The following is a 21,714-nucleotide window of genomic DNA, read 5'->3' as shown; positions in this document are numbered from 1 at the left end:
AAAAATGACCCAATCAAAGTGGGATGGGTCATTCTTAATGAGAATAAATTTTTAAGCTTAGGATCTGTTGAATACAACTATTATGGGTATTCATTTGCTATTTTTCAGGTGAGAGCTACTATGTCTTATCAGTTTATGTTTCTTGACGATGGCGAATCTCAAAGCTCTGATGAATGGGCTTTTTGATATTAAAATCAAAGCCAATCGTCTGATGGGTAATATTGGTAACGTCATAACGCTGAGTGAGTTGTTCATCCAGCTCAAAACGGGTGAAGTTATTGGAGAAATATAACACTCCATCAGAAGTCAAACGGTTCATGGCGCGGTTGATTAAGGCGGCATGATCGCGCTGCACATCAAAGGTTCCTTGGAACTTTTTTGAATTTGAGAAAGTCGGTGGATCAATAAAGATAATATCATATTGTTCGGTATTGTCTTTAATCCACTCAAAAATATCGGCAGCCACAAATTGATACTTGTTACGGCTTACATCCAAACCATTCAGGACAAAGTTTTGCTTGCCCCAGTCCAAGTAATTCTGTGATAAATCGACACTGGTGACTTTTTTGGCACCGGCAAGCGCAGCATGCACACTGGCAGTACACGTGTAAGCAAATAGATTCAACACGGCTTTGCCGCGACTATTGGCTTTGATGCGCATACGCATATTACGGTGATCGATAAATAAGCCAGTGTCTAGATAATCAGTAAAGTTGACATAAAAGTATGCGCCATCTTCACGGGCGACATAGAACTTGCCACGCTTATCTGTTTGACCTTGCTTACTATATTGCTCATTACCTGATTGGCGTGCGCGGGTCTTGATAAAGACCTGCTCACGGTTAATATCAAATACCTCACGAATACCCATCAAGGCAAGATTAAAGCGTTTTTTAGCCGTTTCAGGTGGGATGGTTTTGGGCGGCGCATATTCTTGTACGTGTGCGTAATCACCATATAAATCGATGGCAACTTTGAAGTCAGGCAAATCAGCATCGTAGGCGCGTATATTGCTGACAGCGTCTTTTTTGGCCAGTTTTTTGAGCTTTACCAAGTTTTTTTGCAGACGATTGATAAAGTCTTGCGCTTCTTCAGACTCTATCTCACGCTTCTCAAAGCGGCTGACTAGGTTACCGAGCTGCCCAGCAATCAAGTTACCATAACGGAAATATACGGTGATCGCACCGTTATGGCAGCGCAAAGTTTTTGGCTCTTTAATGGGTAAAATATCGACCTGCTCAACATGAGCAGCCAGAATACCGAGCATCGGATCAATACCGCTACCAGCAAAGCTGTCTTGTAAAATCAGCCCCAATGCGTGATACAGCGGCTTAATCATCTCTTCATCGCCCAAACACTCACCGTAAGGTGGGTTGGTAATGACCAAGGGATTGCTCAATCTGCCATCTTTGACCATTGGGCGCAGAACAGAGCTGAGCTGATTAAGTGCACGGGTCTCAAGGTCTAATAGGGGAAGCAGATCTTGCAGGCCAGCAGCGATTAGGTTTTTTTCTGTGGCGATAATCGCGCCGTTGTCAGCGTCAAAACCTAAGATAAGCGGTAAGGTGTCTGGCTGCTCATTAGCGATGTCTAACGCTTCACGGAAACGTGTTTGCGCATCGTCTATCATCTGCTGCCATAGCGTCTCATCATGGTGCTGCCACTCATAAAACCCAAATTGATTGGCAGCTTTGTCAATGCCGACAGCATAATCACAGTGCATGAGTAGCGCTTCAATAATAAAAGTACCTGAGCCGCACATAGGATCGATGAGTGCATTGTAATAAGGCGTGCCATCGCTGTTTTTTTGATGCCAACCAGCGCTATACAGAAGGGCAGCGGCCAAGTTTTCTTTGAGCGGTGCTTCTGTCATCGCCACGCGGTAACCACGGCGATGCAAACTGGTGCCTGATAAATCCAAATATAGCTCTGCTTGCTTATCATTGACGGTCGCAAAGATTGAAAAATCTGGATTTCTACTATCCACATTCGGACGGCTGTCATAAGCTTCATTAAAGGTATCAGCGATGGCATCTTTGATACGCAGCATCGCAAACTGCTGACTGACCGCAACACGCTTATCGACAGATAGGCGAATAGCAAAGGTTTGCTCAAGACTAAATTGCTCAGTCCAATTGATTGATTTTGCCAAACCATACAGCTGCTCAGCCACATCATATTCGGTGTTGATGTTTTTGCGTTTGATCAGCATCAATACCCGCGAGGCCACACGTGACCAGAGGCAGATCGTATAGAGATCAGGCAATGTACCCGTAACAGTCAGACGACCTGTGCTTTTGATTTCGCTTGCAATGCCAAAGCTAGTCAGTTCAGTCTGTAGCGGTGCCTCAAGCCCATCAGCACAAGTAACGATAAGATTGAGCGACATGGTTTGTGAGGAGGCTTGTACAGAGGGAGGCGTGCTTGATGCGGTCATACGGATACCTGTGGCTAAATGTGCTGAACGAATAATAAAATAGGAGATTCAACCAGCAATTTTACCATATTTCAAGAGTGGATGGTTCAAAGCGTATAGGTTTAATATAAAGCTCATCTCAACACAATAAGGGCGTACTCTAGTCATCTTTTGTAAGAGTGACTCCTTCTGTGAGCACTTGCGTCGTCGTGGCAAACGGTTTAGTTGCAATAGGGTAGTCGACGTCCTTTGGCATGAGCAGGCGCATATGCGGGTAAGGGGTTGAGATATTGGCCGCATCAAATGCAAGTTTGATCTTTTCTTGCAGGTCTTCTTTTATCTTAGGCATGCGAGCAACTGACGCAGGCTTGACCCAAAAACGCACGATGAAAAACACTCCATATTCCCCAATCTCAGCTACTGTCGCTGAGGCCTCAGGGCGGCTGAGCACCACATCAGTATCGGACAGAACTTGCAAAATCTCCTTACGAGCAAGGTCAATATCATCCTCAAATGCAATGCGCATACGAATATCAAAGCGTATGAAGTTTTTGGAGGTCAGGTTGGTCACCTCGGAGGAGGCCACGTTAGAGTTTGGAATGATGACCGTAATATTGTCTCGGGTCAAGATATGCGTGGTGCGCAAAGCGATAACCACGACACGACCTTCATTGTCATTAATGTTAATCCAGTCGCCTACCTGAAAGGATTGCTCAAGTAAGATCGTAATGCCTGCAATAAAGTTGGCAAGCGTCGACTGGGCAGCAAAGCCCACTGCCAAACCAACAATACCTAAACCTGCGACTAAAGAGACAATATCAAAGCCAAATTGAGCCATGACACTGGCCGTTCCAAGTATCCAAATCAGTACTGAAAAAACATTCTTAAGCAGCTGTTCAATAGAAGCATTGAGTCCATAATGCTGCAATACTTTATGGATAATATGATCAGATGTCGTCCAGAGGACATAGTAGATGCCCGCCCAAATACTGGCTTTTGCTGTGGCTTTGACAGTATCTGGCTCAAAGCTCATTTGACTCATGACGGCAATCACACTGGCAACCACCCACATATAACGCAGAGTAGAGCGTGCCATTTTAATGCGGCGCTCATTCAAGCGCAGGCGCGTTTTGTTTTTCTTAATAATATAGGTCGCTAACCAATAAAAAAATCCCAATACCGCAAGCAGTATTAGGATTTTGATGCCAGTACTGACTAACTCAGCTGCATAAGAAGACCAGTTGAGTGAATCCTCTTCTATCGAGCCACCAATGGCGAGATATAGGCTGGTATGTAAATCACGAATGATTTCTTCAAAAAAATCAGTAATACCAGCGATTGCCATTATGTTATCCATGAGTATTGGGTAGTTGATACTTATCTAAAATTGTAACCGAGTCATTGTTTAAAAGCCATCTTCCTCTCTCTTTTCAGCTTGATGTGGGATAGACATTTGCTTTTGTACATCTCGTAGTGCGCTGCGTAGTCCCTCTAAAATAGTTGGATGATAAAAAGGCGTGTCCAGCAGCTCCTTAACACTCAACTCATTGGTAACGGCAACGGCCAATATATGGGCGACATACTCAGCATCAGGACCCACCATACATGCGCCCAAAATCTTATCGGTTTCTTTGCAAGCATAGATGTGCAATAGACCACAGTTGACTCCCATAATACGGCTACGCCCTTGGTTATCGAAACTGACTTTACCAGTGACATGCGTGCGCTCTGAACGTTCAATCTCTGGTAGTGACATACCAACGTTAGCGATTTGGGGCTCACAAAATACAATGCCTAGTGGGATAGCAGGTGGGCGAATATAAGCACCGACATTATCACGGCAAACCTCGCTTCCTGCACTGAAACCTTCGTCACTGGCGACATGAAGAAGAGGTAAATGTGCATTAGCGTCGCCAACGATATATAGCTGCAAGTCGCCGATCTGGCCAGTATTGATGTTTAGGTTTTTTGGACGATTTTTGTCATCGAGCTCGACTCCTAGGTTTTCTATCCCTAGCTGATTGATATTGTTGCGACGTCCAGTCGCTACTAGAACACATTCACCTTGCCACTGCTGCGATTGGCCAGCACTGTCTTTATAATCAATAAATGCTGATGGAGCTTCATTGTCTGCATTGGTTTGCGTGCCAACGTCTATGATTTTACTGTCGAGCTGCATAGTGAGCTCATGACCTAGGCACTCAATGGCTTTTTGATTGATGTCTTCATCTCTTAAACCACCGACACGATTGACTCGATTGAATAAGGTGACATCGACGCCCAAGCGAGTAAACGCCTGTGCCAGCTCTAAGCCAATAGCACCCGCGCCAACGACAGCTATAGATGCTGGCAGGTCTGTTAGTTCAAACACGGTATCGGAGGTAATCAGAGTTTTACCGAGCTTATCTACCCAACCTTCTGGTACAAATGGTGAGATACCTGTGGCGACAATGATTTTATCTGCGGCAATCAGCTCATCGTTTACCTCGATCAGTCCTTCTTTATTAATATAAGCACGCCCTGATATCTTTTTATCCTCAGGCCAGCTCTCAACTTGTCTTTTGACGAACCCAGCAAACCGATCACGCTCAGCTTGTACTCGGGACATGACTTGCTTGCCGTCTATCTGCACATCTGCATGAACGCCAAACTCCTTGGAGCTCTTTGCTTCATGGGCGCGAGCTGCTGCTGCAATCAGTAGTTTGCTTGGCATACATCCAATGGTGGCACAGATTGTGGTCCAAATCCCATCATTGATAATTACAATGTTTTCAGTGGTTTTCTGTGCTTGGCGAAAGGCGTTTTGCCCAGCGGTACCAGCACCAATGACTGCAACTGAGACTTTGCGGGTTGTTTTTTCAGAGGTATTCGTAGAGGCGTTGTTAGATTTTTGGTTCATATTACTCTCAAGTTAGTGATTTTAGTTATGATTTTGATAGCTAGATTTTCGGAGGTAAATTTCAATTATTAAGGCATCCTTTATTATCACTCAGCAGCATTAGGGTAGCAAGGAATAGAAAAAACACTGCCATCATCACTACTTTAATTAACAAATACTTACTATTTCTGTGGCATATAAATTGCAGTGAATTGCCACATTTAATGAATAAACATGCATTATTTTAGTTTGTATGTAATGGAGGTTTGAAAGAAGAGCTGTGCATTATTTTTATACCACAGCTTTGATTGAATCATAAATTAAAAATATTAAATTATATAATTGAAGGCGACTTAATGGAATGTTTTAGCAAAAAGCCATTGCTATCTACTATTGATAGCACTGGTAGCGATGCTGTGTTACAGCAAATAAAGTTTGAACCTACTGATAAGAGACAAAATTTCTATTCATTTGACTTAAAGTTGCCTATCATAAGCTCTACCGCTTTAATGCTCGCTGCCTGTGGAGGCGGAGGTGGAGACGAATCGCCAAGCACAAGTTCTGGGAATACAAGTTCTGGGAATACAAGTTCTGGGAATACAAGTTCTGGGAATACAAGTTCTGGGAATACAAGTTCTGGGAATACAGGTTCTGGGAATACAGGTTCTGGGAATACAGGTTCTGGGAATACAGGTTCTGGGAATACAGGTTCTGGGAATACAGGTTCTAGCAATACGGGCCCTGATAGTAGCAAACCCACTCAAAAACCTAACAACCCTTCCACCCTTCTGACTGATACTGACGCTGCTAGGTTCTTACAACAAGCCCAATTTTCATCGACGAAAGCTGAAATTGAATCGCTTAAAAGTATCGGTATCCATCAATGGTTAAATAATCAATTTGCTATGCCCATTGCGATCACAGGTTATGACTGGTTACTGCAACGCGGTGTGAACAATGAAAAGTATCGCTTTGATAGAAACCCTGTGGATTGGATGGCATGGCAACAACTGTTCTCTTCTAAAGATACTTTACGTAAACGTACCGCTTTAGCTCTTTCTGAAATTTTGGTCGTGTCTTCTCATGGCGTGTTTTTGCCCTTGCATTCTTTTTCTATCGCTGCCTACTGGGATGTTCTCAATGAGCATGCTTTTGGTAACTTTAGAGATCTTCTAAAGGCGATTACCTTAAACTTAGCGATGGGAGACTTCTTAGATTTAATCAGTAGCAAAAAAGCCAATGATAGAGGGCGTAGGCCAGATGAAAATTTTGCCCGTGAGCTTATGCAGCTGTTTACTATTGGGCTGATAGAGTTAAATCTTGATGGTACCCCTAAGTTAAATGGTGGCCAGCCAATAGAGACTTATACTCAAGAGACGGTAACCAATATAGCTCAGGCATTGACTGGATGGAGCGTAGATGAATCTTATGATACACACTACACTACTACAGATCCTAGCGCGCATCGTGCTCCCATGGTTAATTCACCAGACAATCATGATACTCGTAGCGTGAGTTTTTTTGGTATCACTGTACCAGCAGGAGCAAGTGGCGAGCAAGCGTTAGATATTGTAATGGACACCTTATTTAACCACGCTAATATTGCTCCTTTTATCTCAAAACAACTTATTCAGCGTCTGGTAACCAGCAACCCAAGTCCTGACTATGTCAGAAGAGTAGCCACTGTGTTTAATCGTGATGATAGTGGTACACGTGGTAATTTAAGGTCAGTTTTACAGGCTATTTTAACCGATATTGAGGCGCGAAAGTTGCCCGTTAAAGATATACCGGCTATTGGTAAAGTGCGTGAACCTATAGTGAGATATATCCAGTGGGTACATACTTTTACGAACCGTAAAAGCATATCAGGTGAGTGGGCTATTAGTAACACGTTAAGTAGTAGATGGCACTTCAATCAAAGCCCTCTCAAAGGGCCTTCTGTATTTAATTTTTTCGATGTCGATTATGCGCCTAGTACTAGTGACTTCGTTAGTAATAACTTAGTAGCCCCAGAATTGCAGTTGCATAATGAGACTTCTACAGTGGGCTACATTAATTTTATGAAAATAATTATTCAGAATGGGGTGCATTATTTATTTGATGAGTCCCAGCCTGAGATATTGCCAGAATATAGTGAAGAAATGAAACTATATGATCAACCTGAAAAGCTCGTTGCTCATCTCAATCTGGTTTTGTGCGCGAACCAGATGTCAGACGATACTACATCCCTTATCGTTGAAGCGCTAGAAGATATAACGGACCGAGATCCTGATTGGGGTAAAAACCGTGTCTATTCAGCGGTATTACTGACAATGGCCAGTCCTGAGTACTTGGTGCAAAAATAAGAGCATTGTTATTGCTATATATCAAGCATAGTACTTCGATTAAAATATTATGAGTAAATGATTATGAGTGAACTATCAAGAAGAGCATTTCTAAAGCGTTTAGGCTACTTAACGGCAGCAGGTGTAGCCAGTCCTCTTACGCTCAATATGATGGGTGTGGCAGAAGCAGCTACACACACAGCTACCGACTATAAAGCGTTAGTCTGTGTATTTTTGGACGGGGGTAATGATCAAGCAAATACTCTTATTCCAATCGATACTACCAACTACAACACTTATAAAAAAGTGCGACAAGATATTGCGTTAGATCGATCCGCCGTGTTGCCATTGAGGCCAACGACCAACTTAGCAGATGGGTTAAAATGGGGGTTTCACCCTAAGCTTACAGGCTTAAACAGTTTGTTCCATCTTAAAAAGCTTGCGGTCTTACAGAATGTCGGCACCTTAATTGAACCAACCTCGCTTGCTCAATATAAAAGCAAATCTGTCGCGCTACCACAAAAGCTATTTGCGCATAATAGCCAAAAGGATTTATGGGAAACGACCGCTTCCAAAGCCTTTAGAGAGGGTTGGGGAGGAAAGATTGGTGATTTGATTCTGAATCAGAATACGCAATCTATGTTTACCTGTATTAGTACCACTGACAACTCTTTGTTCTTAACAGGTGATCGCTCCACCGCGATCAATGTCAGCTCTGACGGTATTATTCCTATTTGGTATGCTAGAGAAAACAGTTGGCTATATAATTCACAAAAAACCGCCGCAGCGTTGAGAAAAATTATTACCTCACCCCGTAACAATATTATGGAAAACCATATTAATTTAGTTACTAGGCGTTCTATGGAGGCTGAAAAGCTTATGTCGTCTGCCCTAAGAGAGTCTGGTGAGTTAAAGACGCAGTTTACTACTGGTAATTCACTGGCTGATCAGCTAAAGACCGTGGCAAGATTGATAAAATCTCGTGATACTCTTGGGGTCAAAAGGCAGGTGTTTTTTGTAAAAGTTGGTGACTTTGATACCCATAGTAATCTGCTCAGTAGACATGAAAAGCTGATGGCTGTGCTCGATGATGCTTTATCTAGCTTTTACCAAGCCACTGAAGAATTGGGTGTGACTCAAAATGTTACTACCTTTACGGCATCAGATTTTGGACGTACCTTTAGTAGTAATGGTAACGGCTCCGACCATGGTTGGGGCAGTCATCATCTGATCATGGGTGGCGCGGTTAACGGTAGGGAGTTTTATGGGAAAGCGCCAGAGATTGGTTTGGATACTCCTGAAGATGTAGGTCAAGGTAGATTGCTTCCAACGTCATCTATTGACGAATATTCAGCGACATTAGCAAAGTGGTTTGGGGTATCAGATAGTGATTTGGGGTTGATAGCACCAAATCTTTATAAGTTTGATAAGCCAGATCTAGGATTTATGAGTCGCTAATACCAATCCTACAATCAGTCCTGCGATAATATTCAAATAAAGTCTTGCCCAAGGTTCATTCTTAGGCAAGACTTATGATTTAAGAAGCCAGCACAGCCAATAAACGTTCTGCATAGTCTTTGGCACGTAGGTTACGCTGAGCATGAGTGAGCGTACCACTTTTATCAAACACAAAGGTAGAGCGTACGAGTCCAAGCGTGATGTTGCCATACATATTTTTTTCTTTAATCACATCAAAGTACTGACATAGCTTTTCATCGCCATCACTGATCAACGGGATATGCAAATCGTGCTTGGCAATGAACTTCTCATGTGACTCCACACTATCACGCGATACGCCGATAATATCGTAGCCAAGCGTATCAAAATCATTGATATGAGCAGTAAAGTCTGTGGCTTGCGTAGTACAACCAGGCGTATTGTCTTTTGGATAGAAATAGAGAATAAGTCCCTTGCTAGAGTTTGTCACCAACTCTTTTAGACTGATATTATCATGGATAAAGTTACCATCGAGCTCACGTACGATAGTGACTGGAAAGTCGGGTAGGTCAATCACTTCAGTAGTAGGTTTAGCCATTATAAATTCCTTGTCATTTATATATTGTTTGTGAATGTTATTAGAGCTTTAGTACTGTTTGATGATTAGTTTCACACTTTGCTCTTACATTGGCAACTGCAAAACGAAAAAAAGACTGACGATTGTCAGTCTTTTATATGAGACATTTCACTTATGAGATTAAGCAGGTTTTTGTGGCTGCTTTAGGTCCAGCCCTTCGGTGCATTGCTGCAAGTCTTTTTGCATCTTTTTAACGTATGGCAGGCTTGAAGGATCTTTTTTATCCTTAGCATAGCTCTCGATTTCCCACATTTGACCGATGGTCATTTTACTACGAACACCAATGGTACAGTTACACAGTTTTGTCGCAGTACTTTTATCAGCGACTTTGTATTTGACGGCGCCAGCGACACACTGGTTGATATTATCTTGCTTGATATCGGTAGCGTTCGCTTGTGGTATAGCCATAAGACCGATCAGCGCTAAAGGTAGTGCTTGCAACAGCTTCATAAACTTCCTCTTATTTACTATGAATACAGTGGCTCATACGATAGCAATTATATTGGCTAAATAACACCGTGCGCGTGCTGTCTTGATGCAAGTAAATGTTACGCTTTTGTTTATACTATCTCGAAGCCGCCAATGCTCATACATAGTTGCCACCTGAAAGCGCTTGAGCTAGCAACTAATTTTGAGACTGATATTGGGGCTGATAGTGAGTAGGATCAGAGACGCCAGCTTGAGCAAACCCTTGACGGCGTAGCGCGCAGCTATCGCATACTCCGCACGCACGGCCTTGATTGTCTGCTTGATAACAAGAGATGGTTTGCGCATAGTCAACCCCAAGCGATAATCCAAGCTCAATGGTTTTTGCTTTAGAGAGCTGCTGTAGTGGCGTTTGAATGGTTAGCCGATGACCAGTAACCCCAGCTTTGGTTGCTAGGTTGGCCATATGTTCAAAAGCGGCAATATATTCAGGACGGCAGTCAGGATAGCCAGAGTAATCCACTGAACTGACACCGATGACGATGTGATTGGCATCGGTCACTTCTGCAACAGCAAGCGCATAGGACAAAAATATCGTATTACGCGCGGGTACGTAGGTATTAGGAATGGCATCGTTATCAATCGTATCGTATTTTTTATTAGGAAACTTATCAGCATCACCGTCTGGCACGATCATACTGTGATCAGTTAGGGATGAGCCGCCAAGCTGGGCAATGTCGATATCAATAATGCGGTGATTGACTCCAGCCGTTTCGGCAATAGTCTTTGCCGCGACAAGCTCGCTATTGTGGCGCTGACCATAGTTAAAGCTTACCGCGGTGACAGCTGCATAGCGCGCCTTAGCCCAATAAAGACAAGTGACCGAGTCAAGCCCTCCTGACAATAGAACGACAGCGTTTTGATTATTCTCTAGAGTAGTCACAGTAGAGTCAAGTTCTTGATTCAGTGAGGTAGGTGGCAGCGAAACATTAGTCATAGTGTTGGGTCTATCATCAATTGGCGAAAAGCGGCTATTTTAGCAAATTTAGCCTCATTACTGAACCGTAAAGGCAAAACGACAGAGACTATGTTAAAAATACTATGCTAAAAAGACCATACTAAAAAGACTGAGCTACAAAGCCTATGCTCAATAACGATCATATTTAACGTCATCATTTAATGGCTATCTTTTCAAACTGTTAGCAAAATTTGTTATAATCGCTGGGATTTTTATGAGACGCTTCATTTCACTCATTGACAGTCGCCTTATTGCAAACCATCCCTGTAATGATATTGAGTAATTTATGACCACAGCCAATCTATATGTACCAGAGTTGGTGCCATCATCTAATGTTACATCTACTGACACCGAGCCGTTCAATAGCGACTCTGATCATGGAGATATTGGAAAGGATAATACTGAGCAAGTGGCGACCGAGTCAGCAAGCTTTCGTAAATTACAGAAAAAACTACGCAGACAAGTATCATGGGCGATTCGTGACTTTAATATGATCGAAGAGGGTGACGTGGTAATGGTTTGTGTGTCAGGGGGCAAAGACAGCTATACCTTGCTAGATATTCTGCTGTTATTAAAACGCATTGCACCGATTAGCTTTGATATTGTGGCGGTGAACTTGGACCAAAAGCAGCCTGGTTACCCAGAAGATATATTGCCTAACTACTTAAACGAACAAGGCATCGCCCATTATATTTTAGAAAAAGATACGTATAGCATTGTCAAAAGCGTGGTGCCAGAAGGTAAAACTTACTGCTCGGCATGTTCACGCTTGCGCCGCGGCTCTTTGTATGGCTTTGCCAAACAGATTGGCGCAACCAAAATAGCCCTTGGTCATCATCGTGATGATATTTTAGCAACTTTTTTTCTTAACCTTTTTCATGGTGGCGCGCTAAAAGCCATGCCACCTAAGCTGCTCAGCGATGACAAACAAAACATTTTAATTCGTCCATTGGCTTATGTTGAAGAAAAAGACATCATCGAATATGCTCGTATGAAAGAGTTTCCAATTATTCCTTGTAACCTATGCGGCAGTCAAACCAACCTACAACGTGCCATCATCAATGACATGCTACGGGAGTGGGATGACGCACATCCACAGCGTTTGGCGTCCATCTTTAAGGCGATGCAAAATGTCGCACCGTCGCAATTAGCAGATCGTGAGCTGTTTGATTTTGAGCGATTAAATTTAGAGCGTGATGATGATGAGCGCTTATTTGAAGGTGATAATATTCAGGCAGGGCAGACCGAGAGCCTTGCTGATATTGGATTGCCAGTTGCCCCAAAAACGCAGACCTATAATCCAAGATTCGCCAATAGTAAGCTATCAGCAAATGACAGTACGACTAGCGATAATTCCAGTGTAGCGCAGAAAATACCAACGATTAATCCCGTTATTTAATCAGCATCAACACAATAAAAAACCAGCTATTTAATAGCTAGTTTTTTTATTGGAAATAATTATGATGTGTTAAAGAGTCAGATGTGGCACTGTCCACTGTCGGTAGTACTTTTTATTGATTTAACCGTGGCATATAAGAGGTATCATTAAGATTCTTTTGCAAACACAGGCAATGGATTAAAGATCACTTCTGCACTGGGCAGTTTTGCGACATCCTGCATGCGCCAATCATCCTTTCCATCATTACTTACCTGCAAGTAGTATTTGGCCTTGAGCGGATCAAGATCTACCTGCGCACTATATTTGTTACCACCTTGATGCTCGAGAATGACATCACGATCTTTTTTGATATCAGTAGCATGAGAGATAGATAACTCCAGCTTATCTGGATAAGTGAGCGGCTCACCATTTAAAAGCTTGCCAGTTTGTAGGCTTTGCTCTGGATAATTGAGCTCAAAGACAATCTCCCCTTCAGGTGAGAACTGCAAGTCACCACGTAAGTCTAAATCATAAGTGAGCTTGTCACGCGATACATCATGATACAGTGTTTTACCATCCATATACCAGTCGTCACGTACCACGCTGTCACGGATTTGATAGGAATAATAAACGAAAAAAATACAAGCCACCACGACGAAGGCTGGTAGCCCGATAACAAAGATAATCACCATGTAGTTTTTGTACCATGGCTGGCTATCTTGATGCTTAAAGTTTGGTGCTTGAGTTGGTGTAGACATAATATACCTATATGCTGTAGCAGAGGCTTACTGGATCAGAGGAAAAAACTGATAAATAACAATAAGTTCAAACAAAATTTTATACAGCCTCTAGTCCTTATTATAGCTTGATTATCCAAATCTTGCATCTGCTAAGTATGCGCTTAATGCATACCTAGCATTACAAGTTTGGCATTCTAGTCGGCTATCAGCTTATTGACCTTGAGTCGTAAAGACGTTTTGCTTACTTACTTTATATTTGCCATCTTCACTGGCGACTGTCAAAACAATGGGAGTTTGACCTGGCTCTACAATATCCGGATCACCATAAATACTAACAGACATATCGAAGCTTTCACCCGCTACAAGCGGCACATCATTAAAACGTAGCTGCAAACTTAGCCCGTCTTGCGGCTCAAGTGTAATCTTGTAGGTATGCTCATCTTGTGTTTTATTGGTCAGTTTGACGATATAGCTGTTTTCAATCATACCCTGATTATTAATCGAAGATAGCTGATTGCGGTCACGGCGAATATCAATCTCTAGCGGCACACGATCTATCAAGGTATATAAAAGTCCACCACATAATATAGTGAGCACCGCTAAGTAAGCAAAAAGACGCGGACGTAAGACACGACTTGGTTCTTTTTCGGCTAACTGTCTTTCGGTCGTATAGCGGATCAATCCACGTGGATAGCCAACTTTATCCATGATTTCATTACAGGCATCGACACAAGCAGCGCATTGAATACAAGCGACTTGCAGACCGTCGCGAATATCAATGCCAGTAGGGCAGACCTGCACACACATGGTACATTCAATACAGTCGCCTAAGTGATCTGGATTTGTGCCTTTTTTGCGGGCCCCGCGAGGCTCGCCGCGCTCATAGTCATAAGAGACAATCAAGGTATCTTTGTCAAACATTACGCTTTGAAAGCGACCATAAGGACAGATCTGAACACACATCTGCTCACGCATGTAGCCGGCGTTTGCGTAAGTGGCAAAAGTAAAGATAAACATTGCTATCCATACCCACGTTGGCCAATCAGGGAATGGGATGAAGCCTATCATCTGCCAATTGCCGTACATAAAGTCAGTACCCGCAACGTAGCTGACAAAAGTCGCTGCGGTAATGACAGATAACACAAACCAAATAAAGTATATCAAGAAGCGTTTAAAGGCTTTAGTCGCGCTCATTGGCGACTTGTCGAATTTGATGCGCTTGTTACGCTCGCCAATAACCCACTTCTCTATATGTTGATACAGGTGTGTCCAAATGGTCTGTGGACATGCATAGCCGCACCATACGCGTCCAGCGTAAACCGTTACCATAAATAAAGTAAAGGCAGAAATAATCGCGAATGCCGCGACAAAATAGAAGTCTTGCGTCAAAAACGTCAAGCCAAAAATATAATAGTGCTGAGAAGGGACATCAAACCAAATGGCTTGTCTGCCATTATAACGCAGCCAAGGTAATAGCAAGAACGCTGCCAACAGCGCATACATGGTAATGACACGGATGTTTTGATAAAAGCCTGTCACAAATCGAGGATGGACACGTTTCTTTTCGGCGTTGAGATCTATTTGTTGTACGGGGATTTTATTGGGTTGTTGTGCTGACATAAACTTGCCTCTTTAAACAAAGAATCAGTCTGCTGGCATGAGTAACAAGCACCTACTAAGAAAACTGGGGTGCGTGGGCTTGAATTGTTATCAATGTCAGTAAGTAGAGAGTAGGTATGTCAAAAATAAAACCACCATACTGTCTACCAAATGAACGATTATATAATACTGATTATTATAATGACTATTATATCACCTCCCTCATAATAATGAGGAATCAATATGAAAAAACAATCACTGAGCGCTCCAAAGCCTCAATATGTTTTGACGCTGTAGTGGGAGCATTGAAATAAAAAAGGAGAACTGTAGTGACAGTCCTCCTTTTTATAACATCTTTCAATTCCATATGAAGCAATTGCTTAAAAAACTAATATTCAGCGGCGTATATCACATAAACCATCGAATCAATATCAATTTGCAGCAGTAGCTTCAGCGGCATTAGTAGCTGTGGCTGTTGCAGGAGTTTTGTCTGATAGTGAGTAAACATAGGCAGCTAGTAGCATAATACGCTCATTACCCAGTTTAGTCTGCCACTCAGGCATCACACCAGCACGGCCATAACGTAAGGTTTCACGGAGTGATTCGCGAGTATCGCCCCATAGCCAGATGTTGTCAGTTAGATTTGGAGCACCAGTAGATATCATGCCCTTACCATCTTCACCGTGACAAAGCACACAGTTAGTAGGTTCTTTAAATAAAGCCTCACCCTGTGTAACCATCGTCTGGTCTAGATCATAATCTCTTTGATTGCCAGAGATTGACAGTACATATTCTGCTACAGCACGTATGCCATCTTCGCCAAGGTCGTCGCGCCAAGCAGGCATCGGCAACGCAGCAGGATTCTTGCTGTAGTCTATACCAGCATTTCGACCGTTATGTAAGGTCAGCAAGATATTTTCAGGCTTGCCTCCATGTATCCATTCATTATCCGTTAGATTTGGATAACCAATGGCACCCTTAGCGTTAGAGCCGTGACAGACCGAGCAGTTCTGTAAGAAGAGACGGCTACCAACTTTCAATGCATTTGGATCTGAAGATAGCTTTTCAACATAAGGTGCTAATTCAGTAACTTTGTCATCGATCTGAGTTTGTAGGTCTGCTGGTGGTTCTTCACTGCGACGCAGAGTCGTTTGCATATCAGCAAGTGCTGCTAGCGTTTTTGTCGCGTCACTGGCACCTGCCTTTGCCAAAATGTTTTGCTCAAAGTTATCGGTGAATACTTTGTTATTGCTTTCAAGTTCACTATATAACTCATTTTTTGACGACCAAGGTACAGTCTCGCCATCGACTTCTACCGTTGCGATGCCGTCCCAGTTTGCTGGTTGAATAGCTGGGAAAAATACCCAGTATGCAGCACCCCAAATGATTGAGCCAAAAAATATTACCAACCACCATTTAGGAAGCGGTTTATCGTATTCTTGAATACCGTCATAAGTATGACCAGTAGTACCGTCTTCTTCGAGATCAGGTTTATATTTTAATACATATAACAAGACCCCAAGAATACCTGCCCAACACATGATACTGAGGATGGTAATCCAAGAACTCCAAAAAAATGTCATCGTTCATCCTTATTGCGCTGCTCTTCAGATAAAGGCTCTTTGACCTCGTCATCAAGCGCAAGTTGTGCATCTTCTTCGAAGCGTTTTTTGTTTTTTGGCGAATACGCCCACCATGCAACGCCTATAAAGGCAATGAAGGCAGAAACGGTTGCAATTGTTTGTAATTCACCAATACCCATTAGCGCTGTCCTTCCATTGCAGTACCTAGCTGTTGCAGATAGGCAACCAGAGCGTCAAGTTCAGTAGCGCCGAGCACTACATCAGGGGCCCCTTCGATATCTTCTTCAGTATAAGGAACGCCGAAACGATCGCGGAATAGACGCATTTTAGTTTGGACTTTTACACCATTAACTTCGTTGGTGGCAAGCCATGGAAAGCCTGGCATGACTGACTCAGGAACTAATGATTGTGGATCAATCAAATGTTGTTTTTGCCATTCCTCTGAATAGCGCTGACCAACACGTGCCAAGTCAGGTCCAGTACGTTTTGATCCCCATAAGAATGGATGATCCCATGTTGACTCAGCAGCGCGTGAGTATGGCCCATAACGTTCAACTTCAGCACGTAGCGGGCGAATCATTTGAGTGTGACAAACGTGACAACCTTCACGAATATAAATGTCACGACCTTCAAACTCAAGCGCAGTCCAAGGCTCCATAGCGGGCAGGGGAGCATTCACCCCGCCATCTTCAGGACTTTTGTTATCATAAATCAGCGGTACGATCTCAACCAAAGTTGCAAAGCTGATTGCGATGACAATAAAGATGACCAATAAGCCTGTATTTTTTTCAATAATTTCATGCGGTGTACCAGCCATGATCGCTCCTTATACGTTAGCTGTCTGTGGTGCATCGACACTAGGTTTATGATCTGTTGGATCAGCCACATCAACTGGCTTACCTTCAGGCATTTGGAGTGTCTTGTAGACGTTGTACGCCATCACAAACATACCAGTCACATATAACAGACCACCAAAGGCACGCCCGATATATGGGTAATGCGAGAATTCAACCGTATCAACGAAGCTATATACCAAAGTACCATCAGGGTTCGTAGCTAACCACATCATGCCTTGACCAATACCTGAGATCCACATTGAAACAATATAGAAAATAGTACCTGCAGTTGCAAACCAAAAGTGAGTATTAATCAGACTGATAGAATACATTTTTGGTTTGTTATAGATACGTGGTAACAGTACATATAATGACCCTATGGTAATCATACCTACCCAACCAAGCGCACCTGAGTGTACGTGACCTACTGTCCAGTCAGTGTTATGCGATAACGCGTTGACCGTCTTGATAGACATCATTGGGCCTTCGAAAGTTGACATCGCATAGAACGACAATGCCACAATCATAAAGCGAATGATTGGATCAGTACGTAGCTTATCCCAGCTGCCAGACAAGGTTAAAACACCGTTAATCATACCACCCCAAGAGGGTGCGAATAGGATGATAGAGAATACCATCGCCAGTGACTGCGTCCAGTCTGGTAGTGCTGAGTAATGCAAATGGTGACCACCAGCCCACATATAAGACGCAATGAGCGCCCAAAAGTGAACGATAGACAAACGATAAGAATAGATAGGGCGACCAATCTGTACAGGAACGAAGTAATACATCATTCCCAAGAATGCCGCTGTTAGATAAAAACCTACTGCGTTATGCCCGTACCACCACTGCACCATGGCGTCAGTTGCACCGCCAAATAGTGAGTAAGATTTAAACGCACTAACAGGAATAGCCATACTGTTAACGATATGCAGTAATGCAATCGTAATAATAAAAGCTGCAAAGAACCAGTTAGCCACATAGATATGTGAGGTTTTACGTTTGATCAATGTTCCAAAGAAAACAATGGCATAAGAGACCCATACCAAAGCAATTAGAATATCGATTGGCCACTCAAGTTCAGCGTATTCTTTGGTAGACGTTAACCCTAAAGGAAGCGTAATGACAGCTGCTACAATAACGGCTTGCCAACCCCAAAAGGTAAACCACGCCAGATAAGGTGCGAATAACCTCGTTTTACACGTCCGTTGGACAATATAATAAGACGTCGCGAACAGGGCAGAGCCACCGAACGCAAAAATGACGGCATTAGTATGCAATGGTCTTAGACGACTAAAGGTCAACCATGGAATGTCAAAGTTAAGTGCTGGCCATGCCAACTGTGAAGCAATGAACACACCAAGACTCATGCCGACGATGCCCCATACTACGGCCATGATCGTAAAAAATCGTACGATAGTGATTTCGTATTCACGGTCAACTGGGGCGACTGCTGTGTTTTGTAAACTCATTGGATGATTCCTTTACAGCCCGAATTATCAACAGTATTAACTGATTCTACGCAATGTATAGGCTATAGCAAGGTATTTAAAACTATAGCAACACAGTAGCACATGTCGTTGTCTAACTTAATTATCACCGTAACAATTCATTAATTATCTGTTTAGGTTGTCGCAAGTTATCAGCGAAACTGATAAGAGATGAGCACTGAGAGGCGCTATGATCTCGGCCAAGCAAATCTGAGATGATTAATACATTGTTAAAGCTGATTGAAAAGTAAGCTGTCTTTTAGCATCAAACATCTGACTGTATAAAAGTATCGATACTTGGCTAATAAAAGCCTAATAACTATAGATGTATGCTAATAGCAGCTGACAAAACATGCTTATGTAACGTTCAGTTAACACTCCCGACTCTGTTTGAAGGTATTGTAACGCAATCTTAATGAAATATCATCAGGACTATACGCCAAATACAAACTCTTTAATAAATAATTTAGCCGACTATCTTTACTAATGCCTAGTAGAGCAGCGATAAATCTCTATTTGTTAATTAAGATTAGAAGCAATGATAAGACAAATGCCATCAAGCCAAATGATCCGCTCACTTTGTGTACTAAACACTATTTATAGTATTCATATATATTATCAATCCCTAAGAGCAGCGCTTTCTTATCATCAATACTGACTCGTAATTGATAACCATATGATTTAACTTATGATACTCCGATAAAGGCAAGATGTTAAGAACAAATTTATCGGAGGGTGTTTGTGATTTTTAGTTAAGTTTGATCATACAGTTAGCTTGATAATATGCATGAATAACAATTTTAGCCATCATTACCGGCGCTTATCATAACAAAAAACCCCAATATATCAATATAAGATGTAAGGGATTATTCTAATACGCTTGTCAGAACTCTATGACTGCTAGCAGTCTGGTAGAAGCTAAACGATGCTAAAAGGTCATAGGCTGTTTTTTATAAAAGATAACCGTCCATAGACCCAAATCCATGATAATTTGTTACAATTTGGCAAATGGTGAGGTTTTTGGTTTTACTTATAACAAAACCACGCCATAATGGAGCGCAGTAGTATTAATAATCATTAATTCTTAGAGGATAATAATATGGCAGTTTTTTTGACAGACGCATGGTTTGAGCAAGTTGAGCAGTTGGGAAATGAGGCTGGCGAGTTAAACTTACCACCGGCATTGGCCACTATGGTCATTAATCTAAAAGTTTCTGACGCTGAGCAAGACATTGAAGCCAATTACGCCAATGGTTTGTTACATAAAGGCTTGAATGACAACGCTACCACGACGCTATTGTTAGATCGTGATACTTTACAGTCTATTGTCACTGATTTTGATATGAATCAGATTATGGGTGCGTTTATGAATGGTAATATCCGCGTGGAAGGAGATATGTCACAGTTGATGGCGCTGCAAAGCGCACGCCCAAGCTCAGAGCAAAAAGAGCTATTCAGAAATATTAAGTCAATGACGACATTGGCATAATCACGTAAGTTTGCAATATATAAAAGCCATAAAGAAAGCCCCTAACCATGTTAGGGGCTTTCTTTATGGCTGCTGTTACATTACATAAGACAGTCATCACAAGATAAAGCCTGCCAAATGCGGTTGTTATCTAGCTCGCTTGCGACTGCTGATTTGATGATTCAGAGTTTTGATTTTCTTTATAGATCGCAGCTTGGAGCCAGATATTTGCTTGGATATAATCATTGACTTGGATAGCTTGAGTCTCTGTTGTATTGACTACGCCGATACGCACCACAAATGGGGTAGAATTTTGCTCACGCAGTATGACGACATCAAACAAAAGGATGGATTTGCCATTGAATGAGGTCTCCTGCTTGCCTAATACTTGACCTTGACACCAGGCTTCATCTTCTTGACCCAAGGTATCACCGAATAGATAAGCGCACATATGACCCAGATTAATCTCTACTGGAGCCATTTGTTCTTCGGTTTTGGGCTGCCAATTTTGGATTTGCTCTTGGATATCGTCTGGAACTTGTCCATCATTAGCAGCAACGATGTCGTTAAAGGCACGGTGATAACGAATGGCTTCCTTATCTTCCACCATGATGACTTCGTCTTGCTGACTAAGCGTAAACTCATGAGCCCAGGCGCTAAAATTGACAAAGTAAGGCGTGTTTTGTTGATATAAATGACGGTTGGCAGTATATAGTTGGTCAAAAGCATAAATGATGCTGCCATCATCACTCCGCAGGCGTAGTACTGCGTCATGTGAATTGTCATTAACGATCATACGTTCGATGGTGCAAGTCAGACCATAGGGACCATTGATACAAGGATAAGCGTTGATAAAGCATTCAGGCTTGCCATCTTTCATGGCCAACACTTGGTTAATATGGCATGGCTGATCTTCTGAAAGCAGCAAGCAGTTGTCTTGGGTGCTAACGTTAGCGTTTAAACCCTTTGGAATCGCCGCTTTTTCGATCATCTGCTGTAACCATTCTGGCACATCATGACTCATATCGTCGGTTAAAATACGCCAATGGTCAGCATGACCAGCGGTCTGCTCGTCAGATAAGGTGATTTTTGTGGGAGATTGTACGTTTTTATATTGATAATTGATGGTCATGAAAATACTCAAAATTAAGTCAGCCATGTCATTTGGTCGCGAAGACTTTATTACTAGTCTTTGTTGCTAGCGCAGTAAGTTAATGTCTAAGCAATCTATAAGGTCTTTGCTAGCTGATATGCTATGTTTATGCAGCTAATATGACTAGCAAAGGCGCATCAAACGACAATGATGGGTTAATGACAATTGTCCTTAGCATACAATATATAGGTATGGAAGCAACTAATAGCAAGCCCCTCACAAAAAAATAATAACAAAGCCAAGTTTTTTGTTAGAAAATACCCAGCAGTTTTTGCGAATGATTGGCATATGTTAGATAAATTGTGTCAAACTATCCACTTTTTGGCAGCGC

At 42.3% G+C, this 21,714-nt stretch carries 17 protein-coding genes; 4 read left to right on the top strand and 13 right to left on the bottom strand.

From position 1 onward, the window contains the following. Positions 1–133: 133 nt before the first annotated feature. The 3 genes from rlmKL to JMY01_RS08550 form a co-directional block, all read right to left on the bottom strand. On the bottom strand, positions 134–2,437 hold the full coding sequence (gene rlmKL, locus JMY01_RS08560; protein WP_201575165.1) for a bifunctional 23S rRNA (guanine(2069)-N(7))-methyltransferase RlmK/23S rRNA (guanine(2445)-N(2))-methyltransferase RlmL: 2,304 nt from the start codon (positions 2,435–2,437) through the stop codon (positions 134–136). A 139-nt stretch (positions 2,438–2,576) separates the two neighbouring features. After that, entirely contained in the window at positions 2,577–3,761 is a 1,185-nt protein-coding gene (locus tag JMY01_RS08555; protein ID WP_227677778.1) for a mechanosensitive ion channel family protein, read from the bottom strand. 60 nt (positions 3,762–3,821) lie between these two features. After that, positions 3,822–5,315: a dihydrolipoyl dehydrogenase gene (locus JMY01_RS08550; protein ID WP_201575163.1), complete on the bottom strand. Its 1,494-nt coding sequence runs from the start codon at positions 5,313–5,315 to the stop codon at positions 3,822–3,824. Positions 5,316–5,650: 335 nt separating this feature from the next. Here JMY01_RS08550 and JMY01_RS08545 point away from each other — a divergent pair, with 335 nt between their 5' ends. Both JMY01_RS08545 and JMY01_RS08540 read left to right on the top strand, forming a co-directional pair. Then, the gene (locus tag JMY01_RS08545; RefSeq protein ID WP_201575162.1) at positions 5,651–7,639 is read left to right on the top strand and encodes a DUF1800 family protein; all 1,989 of its coding nucleotides are present in this window, start codon (positions 5,651–5,653) and stop codon (positions 7,637–7,639) included. Positions 7,640–7,702: 63 nt separating this feature from the next. Then, complete coding sequence (locus JMY01_RS08540) at positions 7,703–9,076, top strand: DUF1501 domain-containing protein (protein WP_201575161.1); 1,374 nt, start codon at positions 7,703–7,705, stop codon at positions 9,074–9,076. Positions 9,077–9,155: 79 nt separating this feature from the next. Here the strand turns inward: JMY01_RS08540 and JMY01_RS08535 are convergent, their stop codons facing one another. From JMY01_RS08535 to queC, 3 genes are all read right to left on the bottom strand, one after another. Next, positions 9,156–9,653 (bottom strand): peroxiredoxin, encoded by a 498-nt coding sequence (locus JMY01_RS08535; protein ID WP_201575160.1) that lies wholly within the window; start codon positions 9,651–9,653, stop codon positions 9,156–9,158. A 159-nt stretch (positions 9,654–9,812) separates the two neighbouring features. Further along, positions 9,813–10,142 (bottom strand): hypothetical protein, encoded by a 330-nt coding sequence (locus tag JMY01_RS08530; protein WP_201575159.1) that lies wholly within the window; start codon positions 10,140–10,142, stop codon positions 9,813–9,815. Between the two features lie 175 nt (positions 10,143–10,317). Further along, positions 10,318–11,115: a 7-cyano-7-deazaguanine synthase QueC gene (gene queC, locus JMY01_RS08525; protein ID WP_201575158.1), complete on the bottom strand. Its 798-nt coding sequence runs from the start codon at positions 11,113–11,115 to the stop codon at positions 10,318–10,320. Positions 11,116–11,422: 307 nt separating this feature from the next. Here queC and ttcA point away from each other — a divergent pair, with 307 nt between their 5' ends. Next, entirely contained in the window at positions 11,423–12,535 is a 1,113-nt protein-coding gene (gene ttcA / locus JMY01_RS08520) for a tRNA 2-thiocytidine(32) synthetase TtcA (protein WP_201575157.1), read from the top strand. Positions 12,536–12,681: 146 nt separating this feature from the next. Here ttcA and JMY01_RS08515 read toward each other — a convergent pair whose 3' ends face one another. From JMY01_RS08515 to ccoN, 6 genes are all read right to left on the bottom strand, one after another. Continuing rightward, complete coding sequence (locus JMY01_RS08515; RefSeq protein ID WP_201575156.1) at positions 12,682–13,272, bottom strand: FixH family protein; 591 nt, start codon at positions 13,270–13,272, stop codon at positions 12,682–12,684. Positions 13,273–13,464: 192 nt separating this feature from the next. Further along, on the bottom strand, positions 13,465–14,874 hold the full coding sequence (gene ccoG, locus JMY01_RS08510; protein ID WP_201575155.1) for a cytochrome c oxidase accessory protein CcoG: 1,410 nt from the start codon (positions 14,872–14,874) through the stop codon (positions 13,465–13,467). 410 nt (positions 14,875–15,284) lie between these two features. After that, positions 15,285–16,436 (bottom strand): cytochrome-c oxidase, cbb3-type subunit III, encoded by a 1,152-nt coding sequence (gene ccoP / locus JMY01_RS08505; protein ID WP_201575154.1) that lies wholly within the window; start codon positions 16,434–16,436, stop codon positions 15,285–15,287. Next, on the bottom strand, positions 16,433–16,615 hold the full coding sequence (locus JMY01_RS08500) for a cbb3-type cytochrome c oxidase subunit 3 (protein WP_201575153.1): 183 nt from the start codon (positions 16,613–16,615) through the stop codon (positions 16,433–16,435). Before JMY01_RS08500 ends, ccoP begins: the two co-directional genes overlap by 4 nt. After that, positions 16,615–17,253 carry a cytochrome-c oxidase, cbb3-type subunit II gene (gene ccoO / locus JMY01_RS08495; RefSeq protein ID WP_201575152.1) on the bottom strand — a complete coding sequence of 213 codons (639 nt, stop codon included), beginning with the start codon at positions 17,251–17,253 and terminating at the stop codon, positions 16,615–16,617. Before ccoO ends, JMY01_RS08500 begins: the two co-directional genes overlap by 1 nt. Positions 17,254–17,262: 9 nt before the next feature. Continuing rightward, positions 17,263–18,744, bottom strand: a complete 1,482-nt coding sequence (ccoN, locus tag JMY01_RS08490; RefSeq protein ID WP_201575151.1) for a cytochrome-c oxidase, cbb3-type subunit I — start codon at positions 18,742–18,744, stop codon at positions 17,263–17,265. Between the two features lie 1,117 nt (positions 18,745–19,861). On the opposite strand from ccoN, the gene JMY01_RS08485 reads away from it, so the two are divergent. After that, positions 19,862–20,251, top strand: a complete 390-nt coding sequence (locus JMY01_RS08485; protein ID WP_201575150.1) for an SCP2 sterol-binding domain-containing protein — start codon at positions 19,862–19,864, stop codon at positions 20,249–20,251. 130 nt (positions 20,252–20,381) lie between these two features. On the opposite strand, the gene JMY01_RS08480 is transcribed toward JMY01_RS08485, so the two are convergent. Further along, entirely contained in the window at positions 20,382–21,362 is a 981-nt protein-coding gene (locus JMY01_RS08480) for a hypothetical protein (protein ID WP_201575149.1), read from the bottom strand. Positions 21,363–21,714 lie beyond the last annotated feature (352 nt).

It is taken from the genome of Psychrobacter sp. H8-1 (genome assembly GCF_904846575.1).
Classification (GTDB): domain Bacteria; phylum Pseudomonadota; class Gammaproteobacteria; order Pseudomonadales; family Moraxellaceae; genus Psychrobacter; species Psychrobacter fulvigenes.
Note: the sequence above shows the minus strand (reverse complement) of the source record. Positions and strands in the feature narration are given on the sequence as shown.

Excerpts from the sequence above, each read along its gene's own strand:
- ccoN (WP_201575151.1), bottom strand. The coding sequence starts at position 18,744 with ATGAGTTTACAAAACACAGCAGTCGCCCCAGTTGACCGTGAATACGAA.
- JMY01_RS08540 (WP_201575161.1), top strand. The coding sequence starts at position 7,703 with ATGAGTGAACTATCAAGAAGAGCATTTCTAAAGCGTTTAGGCTACTTA.
- JMY01_RS08485 (WP_201575150.1), top strand. The coding sequence starts at position 19,862 with ATGGCAGTTTTTTTGACAGACGCATGGTTTGAGCAAGTTGAGCAGTTG.
- ccoO (WP_201575152.1), bottom strand. The coding sequence starts at position 17,253 with ATGGCTGGTACACCGCATGAAATTATTGAAAAAAATACAGGCTTATTG.
- JMY01_RS08545 (WP_201575162.1), top strand. The coding sequence starts at position 5,651 with ATGGAATGTTTTAGCAAAAAGCCATTGCTATCTACTATTGATAGCACT.
- JMY01_RS08515 (WP_201575156.1), bottom strand. The coding sequence starts at position 13,272 with ATGTCTACACCAACTCAAGCACCAAACTTTAAGCATCAAGATAGCCAG.
- ccoG (WP_201575155.1), bottom strand. The coding sequence starts at position 14,874 with ATGTCAGCACAACAACCCAATAAAATCCCCGTACAACAAATAGATCTC.
- ttcA (WP_201575157.1), top strand. The coding sequence starts at position 11,423 with ATGACCACAGCCAATCTATATGTACCAGAGTTGGTGCCATCATCTAAT.
- JMY01_RS08535 (WP_201575160.1), bottom strand. The coding sequence starts at position 9,653 with ATGGCTAAACCTACTACTGAAGTGATTGACCTACCCGACTTTCCAGTC.
- JMY01_RS08480 (WP_201575149.1), bottom strand. The coding sequence starts at position 21,362 with ATGACCATCAATTATCAATATAAAAACGTACAATCTCCCACAAAAATC.
- ccoP (WP_201575154.1), bottom strand. The coding sequence starts at position 16,436 with ATGACATTTTTTTGGAGTTCTTGGATTACCATCCTCAGTATCATGTGT.
- rlmKL (WP_201575165.1), bottom strand. The coding sequence starts at position 2,437 with ATGACCGCATCAAGCACGCCTCCCTCTGTACAAGCCTCCTCACAAACC.
- JMY01_RS08500 (WP_201575153.1), bottom strand. The coding sequence starts at position 16,615 with ATGGGTATTGGTGAATTACAAACAATTGCAACCGTTTCTGCCTTCATT.
- JMY01_RS08530 (WP_201575159.1), bottom strand. The coding sequence starts at position 10,142 with ATGAAGCTGTTGCAAGCACTACCTTTAGCGCTGATCGGTCTTATGGCT.
- JMY01_RS08550 (WP_201575163.1), bottom strand. The coding sequence starts at position 5,315 with ATGAACCAAAAATCTAACAACGCCTCTACGAATACCTCTGAAAAAACA.
- queC (WP_201575158.1), bottom strand. The coding sequence starts at position 11,115 with ATGACTAATGTTTCGCTGCCACCTACCTCACTGAATCAAGAACTTGAC.
- JMY01_RS08555 (WP_227677778.1), bottom strand. The coding sequence starts at position 3,761 with ATGGCAATCGCTGGTATTACTGATTTTTTTGAAGAAATCATTCGTGAT.